This window comes from Rhodovulum sp. FJ3, from assembly GCF_032918305.1.
GTDB lineage: Bacteria > Pseudomonadota > Alphaproteobacteria > Rhodobacterales > Rhodobacteraceae > SAT37.
This window is the reverse complement of the sequence record NZ_JAWJUU010000001.1, coordinates 706,761-733,389: the sequence shown is the minus strand read 5'-3', so window position 1 is coordinate 733,389 and position 26,629 is coordinate 706,761. Positions and strand designations below refer to the sequence as shown.

General features: G+C 60.3%; 24 protein-coding genes. 4 read left to right on the top strand and 20 right to left on the bottom strand.

Translation table 11 applies throughout. The features are described 5' to 3' along the window. The first annotated feature begins 34 nt into the window (after positions 1-34). Together R1W00_RS03720 and folD are read left to right on the top strand one after the other, a co-directional pair. Positions 35-1,708 carry a formate--tetrahydrofolate ligase gene (locus R1W00_RS03720; protein ID WP_317261366.1) on the top strand — a complete coding sequence of 558 codons (1,674 nt, stop codon included), beginning with the start codon at positions 35-37 and terminating at the stop codon, positions 1,706-1,708. A gap of 101 nt (positions 1,709-1,809) precedes the next feature. Continuing rightward, a complete protein-coding gene (gene folD, locus R1W00_RS03715; RefSeq protein WP_317261365.1) occupies positions 1,810-2,703 on the top strand; it encodes a bifunctional methylenetetrahydrofolate dehydrogenase/methenyltetrahydrofolate cyclohydrolase FolD in 894 nt (297 codons plus the stop codon). Positions 2,704-2,759: 56 nt separating this feature from the next. On the opposite strand, the gene pdeM is transcribed toward folD, so the two are convergent. The 15 genes from pdeM to R1W00_RS03640 form a co-directional block, all read right to left on the bottom strand. Beyond that, positions 2,760-3,413, bottom strand: a complete 654-nt coding sequence (gene pdeM / locus R1W00_RS03710) for a ligase-associated DNA damage response endonuclease PdeM (protein WP_317261364.1) — start codon at positions 3,411-3,413, stop codon at positions 2,760-2,762. Positions 3,414-3,452: 39 nt separating this feature from the next. Beyond that, on the bottom strand, positions 3,453-5,858 hold the full coding sequence (locus R1W00_RS03705) for a ligase-associated DNA damage response DEXH box helicase (RefSeq protein ID WP_317261363.1): 2,406 nt from the start codon (positions 5,856-5,858) through the stop codon (positions 3,453-3,455). Positions 5,859-5,896: 38 nt separating this feature from the next. Continuing rightward, on the bottom strand, positions 5,897-7,207 hold the full coding sequence (locus R1W00_RS03700; protein WP_317261362.1) for an ATPase: 1,311 nt from the start codon (positions 7,205-7,207) through the stop codon (positions 5,897-5,899). A 75-nt stretch (positions 7,208-7,282) separates the two neighbouring features. Next, complete coding sequence (locus tag R1W00_RS03695; RefSeq protein ID WP_317261361.1) at positions 7,283-7,765, bottom strand: prepilin peptidase; 483 nt, start codon at positions 7,763-7,765, stop codon at positions 7,283-7,285. Between the two features lie 8 nt (positions 7,766-7,773). Next, positions 7,774-8,634 (bottom strand): tetratricopeptide repeat protein, encoded by an 861-nt coding sequence (locus R1W00_RS03690; RefSeq protein WP_317261360.1) that lies wholly within the window; start codon positions 8,632-8,634, stop codon positions 7,774-7,776. A 26-nt stretch (positions 8,635-8,660) separates the two neighbouring features. Continuing rightward, a complete protein-coding gene (locus R1W00_RS03685) occupies positions 8,661-9,227 on the bottom strand; it encodes a tetratricopeptide repeat protein (protein WP_410901518.1) in 567 nt (188 codons plus the stop codon). Between the two features lie 3 nt (positions 9,228-9,230). Continuing rightward, the gene (locus R1W00_RS03680) at positions 9,231-10,235 is read right to left on the bottom strand and encodes a type II secretion system F family protein (RefSeq protein WP_317261359.1); all 1,005 of its coding nucleotides are present in this window, start codon (positions 10,233-10,235) and stop codon (positions 9,231-9,233) included. 8 nt (positions 10,236-10,243) lie between these two features. After that, complete coding sequence (locus tag R1W00_RS03675) at positions 10,244-11,212, bottom strand: type II secretion system F family protein (protein WP_317261358.1); 969 nt, start codon at positions 11,210-11,212, stop codon at positions 10,244-10,246. Positions 11,213-11,217: 5 nt separating this feature from the next. Next, the gene (locus tag R1W00_RS03670) at positions 11,218-12,654 is read right to left on the bottom strand and encodes a CpaF family protein (protein ID WP_317261357.1); all 1,437 of its coding nucleotides are present in this window, start codon (positions 12,652-12,654) and stop codon (positions 11,218-11,220) included. Between the two features lie 18 nt (positions 12,655-12,672). Then, complete coding sequence (locus R1W00_RS03665) at positions 12,673-13,938, bottom strand: CpaE family protein (RefSeq protein WP_317261356.1); 1,266 nt, start codon at positions 13,936-13,938, stop codon at positions 12,673-12,675. Between the two features lie 215 nt (positions 13,939-14,153). Further along, positions 14,154-14,819: an OmpA family protein gene (locus tag R1W00_RS03660; protein ID WP_317261355.1), complete on the bottom strand. Its 666-nt coding sequence runs from the start codon at positions 14,817-14,819 to the stop codon at positions 14,154-14,156. A gap of 4 nt (positions 14,820-14,823) precedes the next feature. After that, positions 14,824-16,254: a type II and III secretion system protein family protein gene (locus tag R1W00_RS03655; protein WP_317261354.1), complete on the bottom strand. Its 1,431-nt coding sequence runs from the start codon at positions 16,252-16,254 to the stop codon at positions 14,824-14,826. 198 nt (positions 16,255-16,452) lie between these two features. Next, positions 16,453-17,307 (bottom strand): Flp pilus assembly protein CpaB, encoded by an 855-nt coding sequence (gene cpaB, locus R1W00_RS03650; RefSeq protein WP_317261353.1) that lies wholly within the window; start codon positions 17,305-17,307, stop codon positions 16,453-16,455. Between the two features lie 160 nt (positions 17,308-17,467). Further along, positions 17,468-17,656: a hypothetical protein gene (locus R1W00_RS03645; RefSeq protein WP_317261352.1), complete on the bottom strand. Its 189-nt coding sequence runs from the start codon at positions 17,654-17,656 to the stop codon at positions 17,468-17,470. Positions 17,657-17,816: 160 nt separating this feature from the next. Next, the gene (locus R1W00_RS03640) at positions 17,817-18,017 is read right to left on the bottom strand and encodes a pilus assembly protein (protein WP_317261351.1); all 201 of its coding nucleotides are present in this window, start codon (positions 18,015-18,017) and stop codon (positions 17,817-17,819) included. A gap of 339 nt (positions 18,018-18,356) precedes the next feature. On the opposite strand from R1W00_RS03640, the gene R1W00_RS03635 reads away from it, so the two are divergent. Continuing rightward, the gene (locus tag R1W00_RS03635; RefSeq protein ID WP_410901523.1) at positions 18,357-19,166 is read left to right on the top strand and encodes a transglycosylase SLT domain-containing protein; all 810 of its coding nucleotides are present in this window, start codon (positions 18,357-18,359) and stop codon (positions 19,164-19,166) included. 165 nt (positions 19,167-19,331) lie between these two features. Further along, positions 19,332-19,703 (top strand): hypothetical protein, encoded by a 372-nt coding sequence (locus tag R1W00_RS03630; protein ID WP_317261350.1) that lies wholly within the window; start codon positions 19,332-19,334, stop codon positions 19,701-19,703. 94 nt (positions 19,704-19,797) lie between these two features. On the opposite strand, the gene R1W00_RS03625 is transcribed toward R1W00_RS03630, so the two are convergent. The 5 genes from R1W00_RS03625 to tldD form a co-directional block, all read right to left on the bottom strand. After that, complete coding sequence (locus tag R1W00_RS03625) at positions 19,798-20,427, bottom strand: 3-oxoacid CoA-transferase subunit B (protein ID WP_317261349.1); 630 nt, start codon at positions 20,425-20,427, stop codon at positions 19,798-19,800. Next, positions 20,427-21,131, bottom strand: coding sequence for a CoA transferase subunit A (locus R1W00_RS03620; RefSeq protein WP_317261348.1), 705 nt, complete (start codon positions 21,129-21,131; stop codon positions 20,427-20,429). Before R1W00_RS03620 ends, R1W00_RS03625 begins: the two co-directional genes overlap by 1 nt. A gap of 78 nt (positions 21,132-21,209) precedes the next feature. Continuing rightward, positions 21,210-23,714, bottom strand: a complete 2,505-nt coding sequence (topA, locus tag R1W00_RS03615; RefSeq protein ID WP_317261347.1) for a type I DNA topoisomerase — start codon at positions 23,712-23,714, stop codon at positions 21,210-21,212. A gap of 153 nt (positions 23,715-23,867) precedes the next feature. Next, positions 23,868-24,962: a DNA-processing protein DprA gene (gene dprA, locus R1W00_RS03610; protein ID WP_317261601.1), complete on the bottom strand. Its 1,095-nt coding sequence runs from the start codon at positions 24,960-24,962 to the stop codon at positions 23,868-23,870. A 201-nt stretch (positions 24,963-25,163) separates the two neighbouring features. Beyond that, positions 25,164-26,585 carry a metalloprotease TldD gene (gene tldD / locus R1W00_RS03605; RefSeq protein WP_317261346.1) on the bottom strand — a complete coding sequence of 474 codons (1,422 nt, stop codon included), beginning with the start codon at positions 26,583-26,585 and terminating at the stop codon, positions 25,164-25,166. Positions 26,586-26,629 lie beyond the last annotated feature (44 nt).

Below are 26,629 nucleotides of genomic sequence, written 5' to 3'. Positions count from 1 at the left end.
GGGGCTTCACCGCTTGGCGTAGGAGGAACCGGGCATGACTGTGAAAAGTGACATCGAAATCGCACGAGCGGCACCCAAACGGCCGATCACCGAAATCGGCGCGCGATTGGACATCCCCGAGGACGCCCTGATCCCCTATGGCCGCGACAAGGCCAAGATCACCCAAGACCATATCGCCACCCTGCAGGATCGTCCGCGCGGCCATCTGATCCTTGTCACCGCGATCACCCCAACCCCCGCGGGTGAGGGCAAGACGACGACCACGGTCGGCCTTGGCGACGGGTTGTCCCATATCGGAAAACGTGCCGCGATCTGTATCCGTGAGGCAAGCCTTGGCCCCTGTTTCGGGATGAAGGGCGGCGCCGCCGGTGGTGGTCATGCGCAGGTCATCCCGATGGAAGACATGAACCTGCATTTCACCGGCGATTTCCACGCGATCACGGCGGCGCATAACCTGCTCTCGGCGATGATCGACAACCACATCTATTGGGGCAATGCCCTGAACATCGACGACCGCCGGATCGTCTGGCGGCGGGTGATGGACATGAACGACCGCGCGCTGCGCGATATCGTGGTGGGGCTGGGCGGCGTGGCCAACGGGTTTTCGCGCCAGACGGGCTTCGACATCACGGTGGCAAGCGAGATCATGGCGATCCTCTGCCTGTCGCGCGATCTGAGCGATCTGGAGCGGCGTCTGGGCAATATAATCGTCGCCTACACCCGTGAGCGCGCCCCGATCACCGCGCGCGATCTGGGGGCGGACGGGGCGATGACGGTGCTGCTGCGCGATGCGCTGATGCCCAATCTGGTGCAGACGCTGGATCACACGCCCGCCTTTGTGCACGGCGGTCCGTTCGCCAATATCGCCCATGGCTGTAGCTCCCTGATCGCGACGGAGACGGCGCTGCGCCTTGCCGATTATGTGGTGACCGAGGCGGGGTTCGGGGCCGATCTGGGCGCGGAAAAGTTTTTGGACATCAAATGCCGCAAGGGCGATCTGGCCCCGTCGGCGGTGGTTCTGGTCGCGACCGTTCGTGCGCTGAAAATGTCGGGCGGCGTGGAAAAGGGCGACCTTGGCACGCCGGACGCGGATGCGGTCACGCGGGGCTGTGCGAACCTTGGGCGGCATCTGGAAAACCTTGCGCAATTCGGGGTGCCGGTGGCCGTGGCGATCAACCATTTTACCGCCGATACCAAGGACGAGGTGGACGCGATCCGCACCTATGTGGCCGAGCGCGGCGCGCGCGCCATCCTGTGCCGTCACTGGGCGGACGGGGGTGCAGGGGCGGCGGACCTCGCCGAACATGTGGCCGATCTGTGTGAGGGTGGGGCACGCCTGAGCCCGCTTTATCCCGATGACATGCCGCTGGCCCAGAAAATCGAAACCATCGCGACCCGCATCTACCGCGCCGACGGGGTTGAGATTGGCGCGAAAATCCGCGCACAACTGGCCGAATGGGAACAGGCGGGGCATGGGAACCTGCCGATCTGTATGGCCAAGACGCAATACAGTTTCACCACCGATCCGACACGGCGCGGCGCGCCCACGGGGTTCACGATTCCCGTGCGTGAGGTGCGCCTGTCTGCAGGTGCGGGGTTTGTGGTCGCGATCTGCGGGGACATCATGACAATGCCCGGTTTACCGCGTCATCCCGCCGCAGAAAGCATCGCAATAGGCGCAGATGGACATATCACCGGCCTGTTTTAGGGCCAAATTGCCGGTGGTTTGCGCGTGCCACACGGTCAGTGTACAGAGCGCGCAAAGACAGCAACCGGCGCGCATCGCGGGCGCATTTGGAAACGGGACAGATGACTGCAGACTTGATTGATGGCAAGGAATTCGCCGCCTCGGTTCGGGCTAAAGTGGCCGAGCACGTGGCAACCCTGAAAGAGGTGCACGGGCTGACCCCCGGTTTGGCCGTGGTTCTGGTGGGCGAGGATCCCGCCAGCCAGGTTTACGTGCGCAACAAGGGCAAACAGACGATTGAGTGCGGCATGAACAGCTATGAGCACAAGCTGTCCGCCGACACGACCCAAGAGGACCTGTTGGCCCTGCTGGATCAGTTGAACGCCGACCCCGCCGTCCACGGTATTCTGGTGCAACTGCCGCTGCCCGGCCATCTGAACGAGGATCTGGTGATCAACCGCATCGATCCGGCCAAGGACGTTGACGGCTTCCATATCTCGAACGTCGGTCTGTTGGCCACGGGGCAAAAGGCCATGGTGCCTTGCACGCCTTTGGGCTGTTTGATGATGCTGCGCGACCGCCACGGGTCGCTGTCGGGGATGAACGCGGTGGTTGTGGGCCGGTCGAACATCGTGGGTAAACCCATGGGGCAACTGTTGCTGCGCGATAGCTGCACCGTGACCATCGCCCATTCGCGCACGAAGAACATCGAAGAGATCTGTAAACAGGCCGATATCCTTGTGGCCGCCGTGGGTCGTCCGCAGATGATCACCGGCGATTGGGTCAAGCCCGGCGCGACCGTGATCGACGTGGGTATCAACCGTATTGATAAGCCTGAGGGCGGCACGCGTCTGGTGGGCGACGTCGATTTTGACAGTGCCGCCGCCGTGGCCGGTGCGATCACGCCGGTGCCGGGCGGGGTTGGTCCGATGACCATCGCCTGTCTGCTGGCCAATACGCTGACCGCGTGCTGTCGCGCCAATGACCTGCCCGAACCCGAAGGTCTGACGGCTTAAGATCGCGCGGCGGGTGGGGCACATGTCCCGCCCGTCGTTTTTGTGCGTCCAATCGCTCAGCACGCGCCATAGGGCACAACATGCGTGCGCGCCCCGATCAACACCGCGCGGGCGTCCGGTGCCATCAGCCCCGACAGAACGTCCGAGCCCGCCCGCAACCCGCCGGTATAGGTGCCAAACGCGGGCAGGATCACGCGCCGCGCGTCATACAGGAAACAGGGCCGCGCGATGCCTGCGATCCGTGCCTTGGGGTGGTAATGGCCGGACAGTTCCCCCATCCCCGTATCCGTCGCGATATGGCGAAACATCAGCCCGTCCAGCGCGACCTCGGCCCGATGCGTGCCGCCCAGATCGGTGGGGCCGGGGTCATGGTTGCCCTCAACCCAGATCCATTCCCGCCCCGCCATCAGACGCAGGATCCAGTCGCGCATATCGGGGTGCAGGTTCTGCTCGGCCCCGAGATCGTCGAAACTGTCGCCAAGGCAGATGACCGTGCGCGCGCCGGTCGCCTCAATCTCGGCCTCTAGCCGGGACAGGGTGTCCTGCGTTTCATAGGGCGGCAGGAACGCGCCGCCGCGCCGCGCCATCCGGTCCGATTTCCCAAGGTGTAGGTCCGATACCACCAACAGCCCGCGCGCCGCCCACCACAACGCGCCGGATGCGCGCGCGCTTAGGCTGTGATCGCCAAAGGGAAAGTCGTGGTTGTTCATGCCTTGTTCTGGACCGGATCGGGCGCGGAATGCAAGGTGCTAGGGTGCCAACCCCGCCGCCGCCATGGCCTGTTCCGCCGCGCGGGCCAGCATGGTTTCCTGCGCCGCGCCCTTGATCGGGATTTTGCCCGCCTCAAGGAACAAGGGCGCGGCAAGGGGGCTGACACGGGTCAACGCCACATGGTCAATCCGGCCCGCAACACGGGTCAGCATGTGTTCGATCCGCCCGAAATCGACAAGGCCCTCATGCGCCTGATCGCGGGTGATGCGCATCAACAGGTGACCCGGGTCGTATTTGTGCAAGGTGTCGTACAGAATATCGCTGCTGAACGTGGCTTGGCGTCCGGATTTGCGGCGGCCCGGCGTGTTTCGTTCGATCAGGCCCGCGATCACGGCGCAGCCCCGAAAGGTGCGCTTCATCACGGCGTTTCCGTTCAGCCAATCCTGAAACCCGTCCCGCATTTGATCCATCGACAATAGCGCGCCTGGATCGGGCGGCAGGTCCAATCCCCAGATCAGCGTCGCGTAATCCGTCGACACAAAGCCAAGCGGGTTTAGACCCGCCAGTTCCATCTGTTGGGTCAAAAGCAACCCTAGCGTCTGTTGTGCATTGCGCCCCGCGAACCCGTAAACACAGGTGTGCGCGCGCCCGTCATGGGGAAAGGTTTCGATCAACAACCGGTCCGGCGCGGGCAGGCGGGACACCTGTTTTTGCAGGTCCAGCCAATCTGCGGTATGGGAGGGCAGGGCGGACCAATCCCCACGGTGCAGCATCCCCATCACGCGGTCGGACAATTGGGTCGAGGTGGCGAATTTAGTCCCTGAAAACACGGCGATTTTCGGTGTTTTGCTGTGGTTCGGGGTGACCTCTAGCGTCATTTCGCGCAGGCCCTCATAGCGCACGATCTGTCCGCCGATCAGGAACGTATCGCCAGTGGTTAGGGTCGCGGCAAATGCCTCTTCGACCTCACCCAAGGGCGCGCCGCCGCGCCGGTGTTTCAGACGCACTTTCATCATTTCGCTGTCGACAATCGTGCCGATGTTCATGCGGATTTGGGAGGCCGTGCGCGGGTCGCGCAGGTGCCAGAGATCGCCGCGTATTTGCAGGCGCTGATATTTATCATAGGCGCGCAGGGCATAGCCGCCCGTGGCCACAAAGGTCAGACAATCGTCGAAATCCGCGCGGGACAGGCGGTGATAGGGGCCCGCGCGCCGCACTTCGTCAAATAGGTCGTCCGCACTAAACGGGGCAGAGGCGGCCATGATCATGATGTGCTGACACAGCACGTCCAACGGCCCATCGCCGCGCGGATCGCCGTCCAGATCCCCGTCGCGCACGGCCTGTAGGGCGGCGACGCATTCCACCACCTCAAACCGGTTGGCGGGGACCAAGCGTGCCTTGGACGGGGCGTTATAGCGGTGGTTCGCGCGCCCGATCCGCTGGACAAGGCGTTTGACGTTCTTGGGCGCGCCGACCTGCACCACCAGATCGACATTCCCCCAGTCGATCCCAAGGTCCAGCGATCCGGTGCAAACCACCGCGCGCAACTGTCCCGCGACCATCGCGGCCTCAACCCTGTCGCGTTGTTCGCGCGACAGGCTGCCGTGGTGGATGGCGATGGGCAGGGCGTCTTCATTGGCCAACCACAGGGCGTGAAAAAAGATCTCGGCCTGCGCGCGGGTGTTGTGAAAGATGAGGGTGGTTTGGTGTGCCTTGACCTGCTCCAAAATCGCGGGGATCGCATAGGTGCCGCCGCCGCCCGACCACGGGGGCGGCGCGTCGGTGCGCAGCATGTCGATATCCGGCGCGGGACCGGGATCGGCGTGCAGAACGGCGCATGGATCGGGGTGGCGCGCAAGAAAGGTCGCCAATGCGGCAGGGTCCTCAACCGTCGCCGATAGACCCACGCGGCGCAGATCGGGCGCAAGGGTCGACAGGCGCGACAGGCACAGCATCAGTTGATCGCCGCGTTTGCTTTCGGCTAGGGCGTGGATTTCGTCGACCACCACCCGTTGCAGACCCGCGAAAATCTTGGGCGCGTCGGGATAGCTGAGCAATAGCGCGAGGCTCTCAGGGGTGGTCAACAGGATGTGGGGCGGATCGGCGCGTTGACGTTTTCGGGTGGTTTGCGATGTGTCGCCGGTGCGGTCCTCAACACGGATGTTCAGGCCCATTTCGGTGATCGGCGTGGTCAGGTTCCGGCGGATATCGTTGGCCAGCGCCTTGAGCGGTGAAATGTAGAGCGTGTGCAAGCCTGCGTCGGGTTCCGCCCCCAGTTCCACCAATGTCGGTAGAAAACCGGCAAGCGTTTTGCCCCCGCCGGTCGGGGCCACCAACAGGGTCGCGGGCGCATCGGCGCGGTCTAGCATCGCGTGCTGATGCGGGTGCAGATCCCAGTTTCGGGCGTCAAACCAGTCTTGGATATAGGGGGGCAGGGCGGGCATACACCCAAGGTGCGCCGCCCGTGCCAAAGGTCAAGAGGTCAGTGGATGATCGCCTCTTCGCGCACGAACATGTTGGCCCATGCGCGGTCGATCAACTCGGGCGTCATCTGGTACGGGATGCCCTCAAACTCACAAATCGAGATCATCTGGTCGATCAGGAACACCGGTTGATAGTTGGCATATTCGTTGTCGATCTCGGGGTATTTGTGCTTGAGCAGATAGATCAACGTATCCTCGTCCAGCGGCATTTTCTTTTTGCGCGCCACAAGGGCAAAGATTTTCAGGTAATCTTCCTGACAAGGGCCGTCGATCTTGATCTTGTAGAAAATCCGGCGCAACGCGGCGCGGTCAAAGATTTCGTTCGGGTGGAAGTTGGTCGAGAAAATCACCAGCGTGTCGAACGGCACCTCGAATTTCTCACCCGATTGTAGGGCCAGAATATCGCGGTTTTCTTCAAGCGGAACGATCCACCGGTTGACCAGTGCCTGCGGCGGTTCGGCCTGACGGCCAAGGTCGTCCACGATGAACACGCCGCCCGTTGATTTCATCTGCAGCGGGGCCTGATAGGTGCGCGCGGTCGGGTTGTAGACAAGGTCCAGCATCGACAGGGACAGTTCACCCCCCGTCACAACGGTCGGGCGTTCGCACAGCACATAGCGCGTGTCGAACCGCCGCCCACTGCGGCGCAGGCTGTTTGGATCATCGACCATTTCCTCGGCGGCCGAGTGGATGATCGGGTCATAAACGGTGATCACCTGACCGGAATATTCCACGGCGCGAGGGACGTAGATCTTGTCGCCCAATGCATCACGGATCCCGTTCGAGATCGACGATTTACCGTTGCCTGGCGGGCCATACATCAGGATAGAACGACCCGCGGACACCGCAGGGCCAAGGTTCGACAACAGGTCATCGGGCAGGATCAGGTGACCCATCGCGCCGGTCAATTGTTGGCGGGTGATCTGGATGTTGCGGATGGATTGGCGTTTGACCTGTTCGGCGTAGACATCCATCGGCACGGGCATCGCGCCGTAATATTCCGATTGCGCCAGCGCATCCAGCGCGCGCGATTTCCCCGCATCGGTCAGTTGATAGCCCATTTCCCCGCCCGAGTTCGCGTGCAGGGTCCCCGTCGCCTCGAGCAGTTTTTGCGAGCGCGCCAGATCGACCAATTCCTGTGTCACGGTCAGGGGTAGACAGATCGCCTTGGCGATGTCGCTGACCATGTCGGCATTCGTGCGGAAGATCGTTTTCAGCAGGATATCCCGCATCATCACGATCGGCAGCTGCATTTCCGCCAGCGACTTGGGCGCGGGCGGTGCGATGACGTTGGAAATGGGTGCGTTCATGAATTTGCTCTTAAACCGCTAAACTGTTTCCGGATGGATAACAGCGCGGTGTGGCAAATCTTGGGCAGGACTGCGTCAGGAGGCGGCAAATGCCGACAATGCAAGGTAGATCGGCAACCCCGTCCCAAGGGCCAGACCCATGGGGAAATCGCGCCGCTCCCAGCTTTGCCAATCGGGGGTGGCGCGGCGCAAGGCGGGGATGCGTTTGGCCACGCGGTGCACGATGAAGGCCGCAATCAGGATCAGGGAAAACATCATCAGGAACCCGCCGATGTCTTCATTCGCGATAAAGGGGGCCATGGCGGCGGCGAATTTCGCATCGCCCGCGCCCAACGGCCCGACGGACGCCAGAACAAAGCCGATCACCAGAACCACCGCGAAATGCGCCCACCGCCACGCATAGACGTCCAGCGGCAGAACAAACGGGCCGATCACCGCGAACACCGCCAACAGGGCGATGACCGCCTTGTTCGGGATCAGCATGGTTTTCACGTCGCTAAAGGCCACCCAAAGGCCGATCACAACAGCAAAGGGCAGAAAAATCAGATCAGCGTTCATCGGTCGGATCAGTTCGAGATGTTGCTTTCCAGCGCCCGCAGGGACCGGACGGCCTCTTCAAAGTGCTGGGGGTGCGTGTCGATCGCGTCCTGCAACAGGCCCTTGCCGATGGTGATGTCGCCTTGTTTCACCGCCGAAAGGGCAAGCGTATAGAGCAGTTGCGCGCGCTCGACCTGACTGACCTCAATCACGGGCATCTTATAATTACGCTGTGCCCCGCGGGCCAGAACAAGGTTGTTCTTGGCCGTGAACAGATCGCGGTCGTAGTTCAACGCCTCAAAGAACAGACGTTCGGCGTCTTGGAAATCACCGCGGGTCAGTTTGGAATAGCCCCAGTTGTTCAGCACGCTCGACGGTTTGGTGGTCAGGCCGACGGCGGTTTCATAGAAACTGTCGGCGTGGTCCCATTCGTTGTTGCTGTCGGCGACCATCGCCTCAAGGCGATAGCGTTTATAGGTCTCGATGGTGGGGGGAATGGAATCCAGAACCACCTCGGCCTCATCCCATTCACCGGCACGGATCAGGGCATCGGCGTAATCCACCTTGTCGTCGTTGTTGGACAGGGGATGCTGGGTCACGTTGCGCCAGACGGCGGCGGCCTCAACCGATTTTTTCGCGCGCACCAAGGAGGTGCCAAGGCCGCGTTGATAATCAATCCGGTCGGGCTGCTCGGACAACAGACGGCGGTAATAGGCGGCGGCCTCATTCGGGTCCGCGACGGACAGCATGATTTCGTTCAGGCTTGCCTCATCCGAGGCGATGACGTCCTGAATAGCGCGTTCGACCTCTTCTTCAGAGGTGGGACCGGAACATGCGGCCAATACCAATGCACTGCACAGGCAGATAGAAATAACGGACAGTTGGCGCATTTTTGCGTCCTTTTACTGCTCTGACCTCAGGGGGTGGACAGCAGAAGGTAGGAACCGCTCCCCCGTCTCACCAGCTCGAAATTATCGTTTTGAGTGGTATCATACGCAGTATTTTCTGTTTTTGCGATAGCCAAGCGCAGATTTTCACGGATTTCTGTAGAAAGGCCACGGTCCAAACCGAACGCTGTTCGAAAAACATTGCGGGCCTCGGCCACGTTGCCCTGTTCCATCAATGTCACGCCAAGGTTGTTCCACGCGGGCACGAACGTCTCATCCTGCTCAATCGCCTCACGCAAGAGGGCCTCGGCCTGACCCAAACGGGCCAGTTTCAGGTTGGCAGACCCCAGCGCGGACAGGACGTCCACCGTGATCCCCTGTTCTCCTGCGGCGCGGTAATAGGCCTTGAGCGCAAGTTCGTATTCACCCGCCGCCATCAAACGGTGCCCAACGACCAGACCATCCACTGCCTGTGTGACCTCGGGCGTGCCTGCCGGTGCTTCGGGGCCTTCGTATAATGGCGTCAGGCCGCCCGTCGATTGCTGACAGGCGGCCGTGGCCATAATCATAAGAAAGCCCAACGCGCGTTGGATCATGCGTTATCCGCCTGCGGTCAAATTCACCATGTTCGATACCCGGTATACGGCAGGCCCGATCAGGATCAACAGCAATGGCGGTACTGTGAACATCATCGTCCCAAGGGTGAGTTTTGTGGGCAACTTGTTCGCACGTTCTTCGGCGCGCATGACGCGTTTGTCGCGCATCTCGCCTGCATACATCCGCAGGGCCTCGGCGATGGAGGTACCGAACTGTGTCGACTGGACCAGAACCGTCACAAACGAGGCCACGTCGGCCACGCCCGAACGTTCGGCCATGTCCTTCAGAACGCTGGTTTTGTCCTTGCCGGCCTTCATCTCATGCGACACGATTTCGTATTCTTCGGACAGCGCGGGGAAGGCCGCGCGCATCTCGCGGGCCACACGGATAATCGCCTGATCCAAGGACTGACCGGCCTCAACACAGACCAGCATCATGTCCAGACTATCGGGAAAGCCCTCTTCGATCTCTTGCTGACGTTGTTGCAGACGACGGTTCACCCAGTATTTCGGCAGGTAATACCCCGCCCCGCCAGGGATCAGGATCGACAGGACCAATTGCTGGGTGCTCATCTCGCCACCGGCTGACGCGACCAGCGCATAGAGCACACCCAGCACAAGGAACCCGAGCCCCAAGGCGAATTGCATAAAGTGAAAGATGCGGACCGACTGTTTCGACCGGTAACCGGCCTGCATAAGGGTCAGGCGAATGGCCGAGAAGTCTTCTTCGTTTTGCGGTTCAAGGAAGTTCGCATAGCGGTCCAGCTTTTCGGTCGATTTCGACGTCTGGCGCAGGCGCTTTTCGTTCGCGTTGTCGTCCGCCTTGGCCTTTTGGCGCGGGGCACGGGTTTCACCGTTCAGACGGTTCAGCGGGTCGTCGTTCTTTTTCAACAGCACCGGCAGGGTGATGATGACGAACACGGCGCCCAAGCCGGCAAGACCAAAGAGCGGGCCCAACTCACCAAAGCGGGCGACCAGCATGTCATTGATAGGGGACAGAATGCTCATGTTGTGCCTCAGACCTTGATGTTAACCATGACGCGCATGAAGATCATGTTGATGACCAGAAAGACCCCAACCCCAAGCGCGCAGGGAATGAACAGGGCGGTCTCGCGGACCTCGTCGTAATAGTCGGGCTTGGCCACGCTCAGGACGATGATCGCCACGATGGGGAAGGCCGACAGGAACATGCCGGACCATTTCGCCTCGGCGGTGATGGCCTTGACGCGGCGGAACAGTTTAAAGCGCGCGCGGATCACCTTGGCCAGACCGTCAAGGATCTCGGCAAGGTTACCACCGGATTGCTGTTGGATGGTCACGGCCACCGCAAGAAAGCGCAAATCCTGCATGTCCATGCGTTCTGCCAGTTCCTTCAGGCTTTCGGAGACGTCACGACCATAGGCGGCCTCATCCGCGATCATGCCAAATTCGGATCCCAAGGGATCGGGCACCTCATTGGCGACGATGGACACGGCGGAGCTGAACGGGTGGCCGACGCGCAGGCTACGGACCATCAGTTCGACCGCCTCGGGCAGCTGTTCCTCAATCATGCCAAGACGCTTTTTCGCCTTGCCCGCGACCCAGAAATAGGTGCCGCCAAAGCCCATGAAGACGGAGACCAATGCACGCACCGGCAGTGAGGCCGTGGTGCCGACCGTCAGACCCATAAACGCCATGGCGCTGACCAAAAACATGATCATGATCAGGGCCTTGGGGGTAAAGGCGATGTTGGCCTTTTGCGCCTTATCCGCCAGCAGCGAATAAAGCGGAATGCCCTGCGCATTGATGTGCTGACGCACCTCTTTGCGCAGCTGTTCCAGAACCTGTTCGCGTCCGGCACCCTTTTCCAGCATGTCCAGACGGCGGTTCACGCGGCTGTTCAGGCTGATGCTTTTGCCAAAGACGGTCAGGTACAGACCCTCGACCAGCGCAAGCACGCCGACAAAGATCAGGATATAGATAATCGGTTCGGCACTAATTTGCATGGCTCTTACCCCGCAACCGGTTCAAACAAGGACGGCGGCAGGTCATAGCCCCACTGCCGGAAACGCTCGGAATAGTGCGAGCGGACGCCGGTCGCGGTGAACCGGCCGATGATTTTGCCATCGGGCTCCACGCCCAGACGCTCATAGCGGAAGACCTCTTGCATCGAGATCACTTCGCCCTCCATGCCGGTCAGTTCGGTGATCGACACCATGCGGCGCGACCCGTCCTGCAAGCGGCTGGCCTGTACGATCAGGTTCACAGCCGACGCGATTTGCGAGCGCACGGCCTTGAGCGGCATTTCGATCCCGGCCATCGCAATCATGTTTTCAAGACGCGACACGCCATCGCGCGCACTGTTGGCGTGGATGGTGGTCATCGACCCGTCGTGGCCGGTGTTCATGGCCTGCAACATGTCGATCACCTCTTCGCCGCGGGTTTCCCCCACGATGATGCGGTCGGGACGCATCCGCAGTGCGTTGCGCAAACAGTCACGCTGACTGACCGCGCCCTTGCCTTCGACGTTGGCGGGGCGGCTTTCCATCCGGCCCACGTGGGTCTGTTGCAGCTGCAATTCGGCGGTGTCTTCGATCGTCAGGATACGTTCGGCGTCGTTGATAAAGCTGGACAACGCGTTCAACGTCGTCGTTTTCCCCGAGCCCGTACCGCCAGACACGATCACGTTCAGACGACAGGCCACCGCCGCCTGAAGATAGGCGGCCATCTCTTCGGTAAAGGCGCCGAATTTGACCAGATCATCAATCGCCAGCTTTTCTTTTTTGAATTTCCGGATCGACACCAGCGACCCGTCCACGGCGATCGGCGGCACCATGGCGTTGAAACGCGACCCGTCCTGCAAACGGGCGTCCACATAGGGGTTGGATTCATCAACGCGACGACCCACGGCGGACACGATTTTGTCGATGATCCGCAGCAGGTGTTTTTCGTCTTTGAACGTGATGTCGGTCAGTTGCAGTTTACCCGCGCGTTCGACGAAAATCTGTTGCGGACCGTTGACCAGAATATCGTTGACCGTCTCGTCCTTGAGCAGGGTTTCAAGCGGACCAAGGCCCATCACCTCATCAAACAGGTCCTGATGCAGGGTGACGCGCTCATCCTTGTTCAGAACGACGCTCATCTCTTCGAGAGCTTCGCCACAAATCGCCTGAATTTCCTGTTTCAGGTCGGATTCACTGGCGTGTTCCAGCGCGGCGAGGTTCAGATCCTCAAGCAGGCGTTTGTGCAACTCGACCTTGATCTCGCCCAGGCGCTGACGGCGCTTGCGTTCCTTGTCCTCGGGCGTGGCGCGGGCCGGTGCGGCCTTTTTGGGGGCGGGTGCGGGGCGTGCCTTGGCCTGTTGGGGCGTTGCGGTCTTGGGGGCGGCCGTTGGCGCGCTGGGCTGAACCGGAGTGGCAGAAGAAGGTTTTTTGTATCGCGAAAACATATGTTTATCCTGCCGTACTTACTCGTTCACGACGCTGGCCAGCGCATGTTCATGCACCGATTTGGCCAGTTTCTGAATTTCTTTGCGCAGCGGGCTTTTGGCGGCGCTCTCGGCCAAAGGCATGCCGTGGTCATTGGCCTGTGTCACAGGGCGACCGCCGTCGGGCAGTTGGACCTCAATCTCGATATCGAGGTTCTCGGCCAGACGTTTAACGCGGCTTTTGCCCGACAGATCGGTGAATTTCGGCGCACGGTTCAGGATAAACCGCAGCTTTTCATGCGGCAGATCCTCGGCCTTGAGCGCGCGGATCATCCGCAGCGTGTTCTGGGCCGACCGCATGTCCAGTTCCAACAGCGCGAAATAGACGTCGCATTGGTTCAGAACGGTTTCGAACCACTGAACCAGCGTCTTGGGCATATCCACGATGACGAAGTCAAAGTGGTTGCGCGCCATGGCGATGATCGCATCGACGTCCTCACCGGTGATCAGGTCCAGCGGCAGCATATCCGCGGGCGAGGTCAGCACATGCAGCTTGTCGTTATAGGTCAGCAGGGCCTGATGGAACGAATCCGCATCCATGGACGCCGTGTCGCTCAGCAGTTCGAACACGGCCTCACGACGGGGCAGGTCCAGATAGGTTGCGATGGCCCCGAATTGCAGGTCAAAATCCAACAGACAGACGCGCGGGTTGTCCTTTTTGGCGACCGTGGCCAGTTCCCAGGCGAGGTTCACCGCGAAATTCGTACATCCCACGCCGCCGGACAATCCGTGCGTCGCGATTACGACGCCGTTGTGTCCGCCCGCACCGGCCTTGGGCGCGGAGACCATTTCGGGGGCTTCTTCATCTGTCGGCGCAGCGGCGGTCGCGACGGCAGGCGCCGCGTTCAATCGCGCGATTGCGTCGTGCAATGCGCCCTCGGGCAGGGGATAGGGCACAAAATCATCCGCCCCAAGGCGCAACAATTCGTGCAGGGCAACGGGGCTGACCTCTTCGGCGATCAGGATCACGCGGATGCCATGGCTTTTGGCGTCGGTGATCAACTGGCCAATGTCGGGCAGGTGCTCTTCGTCCTGATCATCAACGGCGATGGCCAGAAAATCCAAAGATGCGGCGTCTTCCTGTTTCAGAAAGACGGCGGCGTCCTCAAACGACAGGTCACCCCATTTTTCGCCCAGTTCGGCCTCCATATCCTCGATCAACAGATCAAAGTTCTGGACGTCGCGGGAAATCGTGCACGCAACAATCGGTGCCGGTTCGGGCTGAAGCGCTGCAGAGCTGGCCATTGTCGTTCATTTCCTTCTGTTTCGGAACGGTCCCCCTATTTTTGTTGGGAAAACCGCGGCGCGACTCGGAATCGCGCCTTCTGCCTCAAGAGGAAGATGAAGTTCAATCTGGGCAACATTAGGGCCTAAAAGCCGTAATTGTTTGGAAACGGTAACAGAAAAAAGAGCGCCCGCGGATGTCCACGGGCGCCCAAAATTCCGAATTGTCAGGGGATCTAGCCGCCCGCGTCGATGGTGACGTCACCGCCGCCTGCTTCGACCTCTTCGTGGGGTTCGGCGGCGCTCTGGATATAGCCTTCATAGATGGCTTGGGCGTATTTGCCGTCCAGATACTGTTCGCGCCCTTTGATAAAGCCAGACACCTCGGTCACGGTACGGCGATTGCGACGCTCACGCCCTTCGGTGACGATCAGGGGTTGGGTTTCACCAAACGAGACCAGCGCCTCAAGACGATCACGCGACACGCCGCGCGACACCAGATAGTTCACCGCAGCCTGAGCGCGGCGCAGGCCCAACGATTTGTTATAGCTGTCCGAGCCGACGGCATCGGTGTGACCATAAACACGGAACGTGGCCAGCGAATATTCGTTGATCCACGCCGCCTGTTGATCCAGCGCGATGCGCGCCTCTTGGTCCAGAACGGCGCTGTTGAACGCAAAGTTCACGGTGCTGGGGACGTCCGAGGCGAATTTGCGCGTCAGGTTGATGGCGGCGTTTGCCTGACCGGTCTGAACCAGCAGGTTATTGCGCGTCGAGTTGCCGAAATCCCCATCGTCAAGCGAATCCCCAGCAGGCGAATAAAAATCGACCACGCTACTGGGGCTACAGGCGGACAGGCCAAGCGCGACGGCACCGGTGATCAGGACATGTTTGATCTGCATCGGCTTACTCCAGCACATAGCCATAGGATCCGCTGAAATCCTGACGGGCAACTTCGCCCGCTGCGCCGGATTTCGGACGGTTCGGTGCGGCGACCTGACCGTGCAGGAACAGCTCGTTCTCGGTCGGGGGACGCACGCGATCCGTCGGCAGGGCAAGCGCCTCACCACGGGTTGGGGTGACCAGATGGGCGGTGATGATGATCACCAATTCACTCTGGCTACGCTGATATTCCGAGCTGCGGAACAGGGCACCAAGGATCGGGATATCGCCCAGCCACGGCACCTGACCGTTCAGCGAGGTGAAATCGTCCTGCAAAAGACCAGCGATGGCAAAGCTCTCACCGTCGTGCAGTTCAACCGTGGTCGAGGTCGAGCGGGTCGAGAAACCCGCCACAGTAATGCCGCCGTCCGAGAACGAAACGGTCGGGTCGATCCCGCTGACCGAGGCGTTCAGGCGCAGGTTGATGTTTTTGCCCACAACGCGCGGGGTAAAGTTCAGCTGGATACCAAAGGGACGGTATTCGACCGAAATCGCGCCCTCATCATTGGTGACTGGAACCGGATATTCGCCACCGGCAAGGAACTCTGCGGCCTGACCGGACAAGGCCGTCAGGTTCGGTTCGGCCAAGGTGCGTACAAACCCGTTCGTCTCCAATGCCTCAAGCAGCAGTGCGACCTGAAAGCTCCCGGCGTCGATGCCGAACTGGAATGCACCGTTCGCCTCGCTGCTGCGCGCGACACCCGTGGTCGAGTCGCCGTCAAACAGGTTCACAAGATTGTCGCCCTCAATGTAGGTGCCGTTGCCGCCCACAAAACCGATGTCTCCGCCATCTCCGATCCCGCTGATCGCGATGGACGAAGACAGGCTCTTGCGGACCGAGCGGTTCATTTCGGCAAAGCGAACCTTGAGCATGACCTGCTGGCTGCCACCGACGACCATTAGGTTCGACACGCGTTCGGGGGCATAACGGTTGGCCAAATCCAAGGCGCGGTCAATCGAAGCGGCCGACGACACGGTGCCGGACAGCACAAGGCCATCGTTGGCAGGGCGGACCTCAATCGGTTCACCAGGCAATACCTCGCCCAGACGTTCTTTGAGTTCACTGATGTCGGGGCTGACATGGACATCGACGTTGGTAATCAAGCGTCCATCCGGCCCGAGCAGCGTCAGGGTTGTGCGACCGGGCGTGCGGCCCAGAACATAGATCGTGCGATCCGACAGCGTAGAAATATCGGCGATCGCGGGGTTGGCGATCGACAATTCGGCAAAGACGGTATCGCTCTCGACCACGACGGCGCGGTTCATCGGCACGCTCAACGTGCTGGAGGTTCCGCCTTCCATGATGCGCAGGTTTTCAGCCCAAGAAAGTTGGGCAAATGAAAACGCACATACCGCGCCCAACGCAGCGGCGCGTAAAATCGTCAAAAATTTCATGTGATCCTGCCTTTCCGATCACGCCTCAGTTCGGGTCTTTATGCCCTTTTGCGGGTCAGAATGCGTGAAACCCTGTTTTTTTGCAACAAACAAGAACTTGAATAGGTGTTTTAATGTGGATAACCGGCAACAATGTTCACAAACGGGTACGGCGCACCCAAGAGGGCGCGCCGCGACGTTCGGTTTAAAACCACGGGATCAGTTCGTGCAGGGGATCGGGATTTCGATCACGTCCGAGCCTTTGCGTGTTCGAATAGTGCAAACCTGTTTTTCGGCTTTCTTTTCGACGACTTGCTCTTCTTCGGGAATGCCGAGCAACTGACGCTGGTTGATTTCAACGGATTCTGCGGTGGTGTCATCCTGTGCCCCGACAAGGGACAGGGACAGTTTGCCGGTTGATTGGGCCTGTGCCAGGGCGGCCACCTGTTGGGGCGAGGCCTCAACCGTGACAGTGCGCGCAATGACGGGGCTATAGCGGTCCTCATCAGCCGTTTGGTCCACGGCGATCAGGCGGACGTTGGCCTCAATCAATTTGGTCACCTTGCGGGTCTCGCGGGCCTGACCGGTCGAGCCGGTCCAATATACATCGACGCGGTCGCCCGGGCGCAGAAAGCCAGAAACGCCGGAACTGACATCCACATTGATTGCAAAGGCACGCATGCCGCGGGACAGACGCGAGGTGATCCCCGCATCCTGACCCGGTTCGGTCAGTTTTACGGCCAACAGGGGCTCATTCGCCTCCATCGCGCGTAGAACAGTGCGGAATTCGGCGTTTTCACCGGGCAGCAGCGCGTCTTCGGTCGTAAACGCACCTTCGGGCAGGAATTCTTCGGGCCACTTGATCAGTTTGGCGTCTTCAAGGGTCAGCTGTTCGCCATACTTCAACGGGCGGGCGGCGACGTAAACGTCGGTCAGCTTGACCTGTTTTTCACGCGCGGCACGTTCCTGTGCCAAAGCGGTTTGATACTGCGAAATATACCCTTGCGCCATGTACACGGCAAAACCGGCAAGGCCGATGCCAACCAGCAAGACAAGACCAAATACCATACGCATGGTGTTTCCTTTCCCAATCGCACAACGGACCCGTGGGGCGCGCGCGTACCTCGTACCTCAGGGTAAAACATGCTCGTGAAATGGGGCAAAAACGTGGTTCAGTCGCGGCGAAACAGCGGATTTTTGCGATTTCAGGAACAGTTCCCTGCGGGCGGGTGGATTAGTCGCCCGCCTCTGGGGTGATCGTCGCGATCGTCGTGCTGACGCTATTGGCGACGTTTTCCTCAGAGCTTGCGATGACGGTCACGACGCCAAACCCAAGGCCGATACAGGCCGCGGTCAGGACGACCCAGTCGACGGTCACAGCACCGGTTTCGCTGAACAGAAATCGTTGGAACAAGCGGCGCATCGGGGTCTCCTTCATCCAGTGCGAATGCAATACTGAATACCTATCGCAGGGCCTGTTACGCCAAGGTTAACCCCGAATGGGGCAGGGGCCTGCGAGAACCGAAAGAAAGGGCCGCGCCGATACCGGCACGGCCCCAATCCAGCGAACTGGATTTTACGACTTATACACCGTCGCCAGCGTCGGGCGTGATGCCGCCAACTTCGGTCGAGATCGAGCCAGCCAGGGTGTTCATGCCCGACTGAGCAGCGGTCAGAACAGCGAAGCCCAGGCCAACAACAGCAGCGGTCAGAACAACCCAGTCTACGGTTACAGCGCCCGACTCGTCGTTGGCGAAGTTTTTGATTTGAGCAAACAGTTTCATCTCAGTAGTCCCTCTAAAAGGTTAAGTAAGTTTCATCTCTCTTACCTCTTCGGTGTGTGTCGGTAGCCTCTTGTTTACCTCATCACCGCCTCGGTATGAGCCTATATGGCCTTTTGATTGGGGCGAGAGTTGGGCAGGGTTTGGACAATTTTGGAGAGCATGATTTTTTCTGGGTGATTTCTTTTAATGCGATGAAATTAAACAGTAATTTTGTTTGAAAAAGTTTCGATAATTTTGATTTCTATGGAAGTACACGCGAATTTTCCGAGGAATCGGGCCCTAAATCACCTATTCTTTCGGTGATATTCGCGAAATCGGAGGTGGCGGGTGCGGCGTATAATGCAACTGGTGGCGGTGAGCGCGCTGATCTGTGTGTCATCTGTAGGGGGAGCAGCGGCACAGGATGCGCCGCCGCCCTATCCCGAATTCACCTTTAAACGGGTCAAGCCGCCCGCGCCCGGCACATCGAAACGGATCACTGTGCAAATCACGCCGATGCCAGAGACGGTGCCCGATGCGGTTTTGCCTGATTTGGCACCTGCGGCGGACGCGGGGCGCTATGACTGGTTTTGGGCGGCGATCTCGCCTGCCTTGGATCAGAGCGGACCGGGGCGTCTTGATGATGCGATCGCGGCCCTCTCCGGTGACACTCCGGATCAGCGCGTTGGCGCGCCGCGGTTGCAAGACGTACAGGCGGTCGCGGCACAGTATAATATAGATCTTCTACGGACGACGGTCGGGACAAGCGTCTCACCGGCCTTTGCCCTTGCCGTCATAATGGTCGAAAGCGGCGGGCGCGCGGACGCGGTCAGCCCCGCAGGTGCCACAGGTCTGATGCAACTGATGCCCGCCACGGCCGAGCGGTTCGATGTCAGTGATGCGAAAGACGCGGCTGACAATATCAAGGGTGGCGTTGCCTATCTGGATTGGCTGATGGAGACCTTTGGGCGTGATCCGATCATGGTGCTTGCCGCCTATAATGCCGGTGAGAACGCCGTGCGCCGCCATGAGGGCGTCCCGCCCTTTCCCGAGACCCGTGACTATGTTCCCAAGGTTCTGGCGGCGTGGACGGTCACACGGGCCCTGTGTGTAACCCCGCCCGAGTTGATCAGCGACGGCTGTGTGTTCGTTAGCCCTAATGGCAACTGACACAAGTGTTATTCACAGATTTTTGACGACACATTGATCGTGCATAAGTGCACATAAAATCGGATACTTTTAGGGTTGGTGTGCATTGATGTTTCGATCATAGACCCCAAATCAATGTCATGACCGCGGGACAGTCCGCGAAGACAAAAATTTGGAGACTACACAATGAAACGTATCGTACTTGCTACCGCCCTGATCGCTGGTGCTTCTGTTCCGGCTTTTGCTGACACCATCAAAGCTCCGGGCTTTGCCAACCAGAAAGCTGCTGAAATCCAAGCACAACTGACTCTGGAATCGGATGGCTTTAACGAAGGTCTGTCGGCCTACGTCATCGACGAAGCCACCTCGCCCTCGAACGTATCGGTTTCGACCCGCAACGTCGTAAACACCCGCGCTGCTGAAATCTTTGCAGAGCTGGAAGATGCAAGCGACAGCAACAGCGGCCTGTCGAAACTCGGCTATGTCACCCAGTTCTCGGGCGAAGCTGTAAATGACCGCGCTGCTGCGATCTTTGAACTGCTGGACGACGAAGACTAATCGACCGCATATAACATCGTCGGTCCCGCAAGGGGCCGACATGAAAACGGGGGCCAAGCGGCCCCCGTTTCTATTTCTAGAATGTCCTTGCGGATTAACCGACGATGGTGGCCTCGGTGGCTGCGCGCAGCTCTTCCTCGGTGACGCCATCGGCCAGTTCCACGATCTTGAGGCCGCCCTCAACAACGTCCATGACGCCGAGGTTGGTGATGATGCGGTTAACCACGGCCTTACCGGTCAGGGGCAGGGTGCAGGATTTCAGAACCTTGCTGTCGCCGTGCTTGTTGGTGTGGTCCATGACGACAACCACGCGGCCAACACCAGCCACCAGATCCATCGCGCCGCCCATGCCTTTGACCAGCTTGCCGGGGATCATCCAGTTGGCCAGATCGCCGTTTTCGTCGACTTCCATCGCGCCAAGGATCGCCATAGCGATTTTGCCGCCACGGATCATGCCAAACGACGTCGCACTATCGAAATAGGCGGTGTTCGGGACCTCGGTGATGGTTTGCTTGCCGGCGTTGATCAGATCGGGATCTTCATCGCCCTCGAACGGAAACGGCCCCATGCCAAGCATCCCGTTTTCCGATTGCAAGGTCACCGTCACCCCCTCGGGGATAAAGTTCGGAACCAGCGTCGGAATGCCGATGCCGAGGTTCACATAGGTGCCGTCTTGCAGTTCTTTTGCCGCGCGCGCGGCCATCTGATTGCGATCCCAAGGCATTATGCTTCCTCCCGCGGGCGCGTCGTGCGCTGTTCGATGCGTTTTTCGTGCTCACCTTGGATCAGGCGGTGCACATAAATGCCGGGCAGGTGGATGTGGTCGGGGTCCAGACTGCCGGTGGGGACGATTTCCTCGACCTCCATCACGCAGATTTTGCCGCACATGGCCGCAGGCGGGTTAAAGTTGCGGGCGGTTTTGCGGAAGATGGCGTTGCCGCTCTCGTCTGCTTTCCATGCCTTCACGATCGACAGGTCGGCGAAAATACCCTCTTCGAGGATATAGGTCTCGCCGTTGAACTCTTTGTGCTCTTTGCCCTCGGCGATCACGGTGCCCACACCGGTTTTGGTGTAAAAGCCCGGAATGCCGTGACCGGCGGCGCGCATGCGCTCGGCCAAGGTGCCCTGAGGGTTGAATTCCAGCTCCAGCTCACCCGACAGGTACTGACGCATGAATTCAGCGTTTTCGCCCACATAGGACGACATCATCTTTTTGATCTGTTTGGTGTCGAGCAGTTTGCCCAGACCGAACCCGTCCACGCCACAGTTGTTGGACGCGATTTCCAGATCCTTGACGCCGCTGTCGACAATCGCGTCGATCAACAGCTCGGGAATACCGCACAGGCCAAAGCCACCCGCGGCGATCAGCATGCCATCCGTCAAAAGCCCATCAAGGGCCTCGGCGGCACTGCCATAAACCTTACTCATGGAATTCTCCCCTATTCTCACGGGTGATTTGTCGCCTTGCTAGGTGACAATGTCAACAATATGCCGCCCTGCAGAAACTCAGGATTTCTTTTTGCGGGTCCCTTTTTTTGCGGCCTTTTCCGCAATCAACTGAACGGCCATCTCCATGGTGACGTCGGTCGGTTCTACGTCTTTGGGCAGGGTCGCATTGACCTTTTCCCATTTAACATAAGGACCATAGCGCCCTGCCATTACGTTGACGGCGCCGCCACTTTCGGGGTGTTCGCCCAGCTCTTTCAGGGGCGGTGCGGCGGCGGCGCGACCACGGCCACGCGACGCCTTTTCCGCCAAAACCTCAACGGCGCGGTTCATGCCTATGGTAAACACTTCGTCAACCTCTGGCAGATTCGCATAGACCTTGCCGTGTTTGACAAAGGGGCCATAGCGACCGATGCCCGCCTCGACCAATTCACCGTCCTCGGGGTGTTGCCCGATGGGGCGCGGCAGGCTGAGCAGCATCTGCGCCTTTTCGAAATCGATCTCTTCGGGCTTCCAGCCCTTGGGCAGGCTGGCGCGCGGAGGTTTGGGCACGTCTTCGGTCGGCTCGCCCTTTTGCACATAGGGGCCAAAGCGACCCACGCGCAGGGTGATCTCATCCTCGCCGTCATGGCCAAGGACCTTGCCATCCAGTTCCGCCGTCCCATCATCGCCCGATGTCGACAGGGCGCGGGTATAGCGGCACTCGGGATAGTTCGAGCACCCGATAAACGCACCGCCAGAGCGTGCGGTTTTCAGGTTCAACCGGCCCGCACCGCATTTGGGGCACACGCGCGGATCGCTGCCGTCTTCGGTCGGCGGGAACAAGTGGGGCGCAAGCACCTCGTCGATCTTGTCCAGAACCTCGGTAATCCGCAGATCGGCAGTTTCGGCAATCGCCGCCGAGAAATCGCGCCAAAAGCGGCTGAGAACGTCGATATGGTCCAGCTCACCTGCGGATACATCGTCCAACTCACCCTCTAGGTTCGCGGTGAATTCATATTCCACATAGCGACGGAAATAATTCTCCAAGAACGCCGTGACCAAGCGCCCCTTGTCCTCGGGGATCAGGCGGTTGGCATCTTTGCGAACATAGCCGCGATCCTGAATGGTGGTGACGATGCTGGCATAGGTGGACGGGCGCCCGATGCCCAGCTCTTCCATGCGTTTGACCAGCGTGGCCTCGGTGAAGCGGGGCGGGGGCTGGGTGAAATGCTGTTCGGGGGTGACGTCCTTTTTGGCGGTCTTGTCGCCTTGGGCCAGTTGGGGCAGACGTTTGTCGTCGTCCTCAACCACGTCATCGCGGCCTTCTTCGTAGACGCGCAGGAACCCGTCGAACAGGACGACCTGACCGGTGGCGCGCAGTTCAACCTGTTTGTCGGCGCTGGAAATAATCGCGGTGGTGCGTTCCATCCGCGCGCTTTCCATCTGGCTGGCCAGCGTCCGCTTCCAGATCAGATCATACAGCTTGGCCTGATCGCCATCGGAAATTTTCAGGGCGGCGGCGTCTTTGGTCATATCCGTCGGGCGGATACATTCGTGCGCCTCTTGGGCGTTTTTCGCCTTGTTCTTGTACACCCGCGGGGACGAGGGCACGTATTCCTTGCCATAGCGGTCGCCAATTGCATCGCGCGCGGCGGTGATCGCCTCGGGCGCCATGTCGATGCCGTCGGTCCGCATGTAGGTGATATATCCGGCCTCATAGAGACGCTGGGCCGCGCTCATGGTTTGGCGCGCGCCAAAGCCGAACTTGCGGCTGGCCTCTTGTTGCAGGGTCGAGGTCATAAAGGGCGGCGAGGGGTTACGGCTTGCCGGTTTGGCCTCAACCGCAGCGACGGTCAAATCGCGGCTGGTGACCGCTTGGACGGCCATTTCGGCGGCGGTGCTGTTCTCTAGATCGAATTTCTCAAGCTTTTTACCCGCCAGCGAGGTCAGGCGCGCCTCAAACTGTTGGCCGCGCGGCGTTTCCAGCATCGCCTTGACGGTCCAATATTCGCGGGCGCGGAACGCCTCAATCTCCATCTCGCGCTCAACGATCAGCCGCAGACAGACCGATTGCACACGGCCCGCCGATTTCGCGCCAGGCAATTTGCGCCACAGAACGGGCGACAGTTTAAAGCCCACCAGATAGTCCAACGCGCGGCGCGCCAGATAGGCGTGCACCAGATCCTCATCGACCTGACGCGGGTTTTTCATGGCCTCGGTCACGGCGGATTTGGTGATCGCGTTGAACACCACGCGCTTGACTTCGGTGTCCTTTTTAATGGCGCGCCGTTTGCGCAGCGCCTCTTCGAGGTGCCAACTGATCGCCTCACCTTCGCGATCGGGGTCGGTCGCGAGGATCAGGCTGTTGTCGTCTTTCAGGGCGTCGGCGATGGCTTTGACGTGCTTTTTGCTGTCGCTGCCGACCTCCCAAGTCATGGCAAACTCATGCTCGGGGTCGACCGATCCATCCTTGGGCGGCAGGTCACGGACGTGGCCGTATGAGGCAAGTACCGTATACGCCGAGCCAAGATATTTGTTGATGGTTTTCGCCTTGGCTGGGGATTCGACGACGACAACTGGCATGAAATTCCTTTCGACTCGCAACACTGGCCGGTGCGGGCCTCACATGGGCCGTGGGGGCACCACTTGTCAATGCGATGCTTTGGAACCTAGTGCCGGTCGGGGCGGATGCAAAGGGGGAAACGATGGGCGCGCGCATCAGGCGGGCGGCAGGGATCACACCGCGCGCGACACCAATCCACCGGGTTGTCGGGTGATTTCCCCGTCCAATTCCAGCGTAGTCAGGGCGGGGGACACCTGACCCGCCGACAGGTTCAGATCGCGGATCAACTGATCCTCGGCCAGAGGGGAGGGCCCAAGGCGATCAAGGATTTCTTGGTGCAGATGCGCCGTTTCGCGCAGGGTCCGTTTTTCGGGTTCGGCGGGGGGCACGGGTGTTTCTGGTGCGATGTTGGCGACGGGGTCGGGCCATGGGGTGTCCTCGGCCGGTAGGGCGTCGATCACATCTTTGGCATCGCGCACCAAAACCGCCCCGTCCCTGATCAACATATTGCACCCCGACGCGCGCGCATCGAACGGATGACCGGGCACCGCCAGAACCTCGCGCCCCTGATCGAGGGCATTTTTCGCGGTCAGCAGGCTACCGGATTTGGCGGCGGCCTCAATCACCACAACGGCACGGGATAGACCGGAAATGATCCGGTTGCGACGGGGGAAATCGCGGGCCTGCGGGCGCAGGCCGATCATGCTCTCGCTAACTAACAGGCCCTTCTCGGCGATCTGATTCATCAGTTTGGCGTTTTCGGGGGGATAGACCACGTCGATCCCGCCAGCCAGAACGGCGATTGTGCCGGTTTCGATCGTCGTCTCATGCGCCACGGTGTCGATCCCGCGCGCCAGACCGGATGCGATCACATGCCCGTCCTCGGCCAATTCGGTCGCCAGTTTTCGCGTCATCCGCAGCCCGAGGGATGAGGCGTTGCGCGCGCCAACCATTGCGACGGTAGAGCGGTTCAATAGGGATAGGTCGCCCTTTGCCCAGATCAGGGGTGGGGCATCGGACAGGGACATCAGGGCGCGGGGATACTCGGGCGTGCCATAGGCAATCAGGTGCGCGCCCATCCGATGCCCGTCGCGTAATTCGGCGCGTGCGCCTTCCTCTGACCAGACCTGATAATCGCTGACGCCCGCATCCCGCGCGACACCGGGGAGGGCGTCAAGGGCGGCCTCGGCGCTGCCATGTTCGGACATCAGGCGGAAAAAGGTGGTCGGGCCGACACGGCGCGACCGAATAAGACGGAGCCAAGCGATCAATGCCTCTTCCTGGGTGGGTGGTGCGAGGGGGTGATCGGAAGGGGTGTTTGGCACTTTGGCTCGGCTCCGTCTCATTCGTGGGGACAGATTGGCCGCAAGAAGGTTAACGCGCGGTAAAGGTCCGCTAAAATTCGGGCATAATGCGCGATAATTTTAGCGGACCTCGTTGAAACAGAACGATTTCAGTTGCTTAGCGGTTCAGGTGGCCGAGCCGCCAACGGTCAAACCGTCGATCAGCAGGGTCGGTTGTCCAACGCCGACGGGCACCCATTGGCCCGCTTTGCCGCAATTCCCGATTCCCGGATCCAGTTCCATGTCGTTGCCGATCGCGCGAATCTGCTGCATCGCGGTGGGGCCGTCGCCGATCAGGGTCGCGCCTTTGACCGGTTCACCGATTTGGCCGTTCTTGACCAGATAGGCCTCGGTGCAGCTAAAGACGAATTTGCCGTTGGTGATGTCCACCTGTCCACCGCCGAACCCGACCGCGTAAATCCCGTCTTTGACATCGCCCACGATATCGCCCGGGCTGACATCCCCGCCCAGCATATAGGTGTTCGTCATGCGCGGCATCGGCACATGGGCATAGCTTTCGCGACGCCCGTTGCCGGTGGGATCAACGCCCATCAGACGCGCGTTCATACGGTCCTGCATGTAGCCGACCAGAATGCCGTCTTCGATCAACACGTTTTTGCCCGAGGGCGTGCCCTCATCATCCACGGTGATCGACCCGCGTCGGTCGGGGATGGTGCCATCGTCCAGAACCGTCACGCCGGGTGAGGCGACGCGCTTGCCCATCAGTTGGGCAAAGGCGGATGTGCCCTTGCGGTTGAAGTCGCCCTCCAGCCCGTGGCCGACGGCCTCATGCAGCAAAATCCCCGGCCAACCGGCGCCAAGCGCGACGCTCATCTGACCGGCGGGGGCGGGGATGGCGCGCAGGTTGACCTGTGCCACGTGTAGGGCCTGTTTCGCGACGCCCTGCCAATGCTCGGGCTTCATCAGACCCAAGATACCGGTGCGCCCGCCGCCGCCGTGGCCACCGGATTCGCGGCGACCGTTTTCTTCGAGGATGACCGAGATGTTCAGGCGCGACATCGGGCGGGTGTCTTGGACCAATTGCCCGTCGGGACGCAGGATGAACACCTCTTGCAATGATCCCGACAGGGTCGCGCTGACCTGTACCACACGGGGGTCCATGTCGCGGACATAGGCATCGATCTCGCGCAGGGTGTCGATTTTGACCTTGAACGTCGTTTCGGTCAGCGGGTCGGTGTCACTATATAGTATAGTGTTTGTGGCGCACGGCCCGTCGGCAATAACACCGCCGCCATCGCCCACCGCCAAACGCGCGGTTTCGGCGGCGCGGCGCAGGGCGCTTTCGCTTAACTCGCTGGAGTGGGCATAGCCGGTGACGTCGCCTTTCACGGCGCGCAGGCCGAATCCCTCGGATGCATCGTAACTGGCGTTTTTGATTCGCCCGTCGTCCAGAACAAGCGCCTCGGACCGGCGGCGTTCCAGAAACAGCTCGCCGTCATCGGCCCCGTCCGTGGCCTTTCGTAGCGTATCAAGCGCCGCGTCTAGTTCCAAAGTATCAGAAAACGGCGAGAATCGGGGGTGCTGCATAGATGCGTCCGTAATATCAGTATTTTCCAAGGGCTATCGCGGCT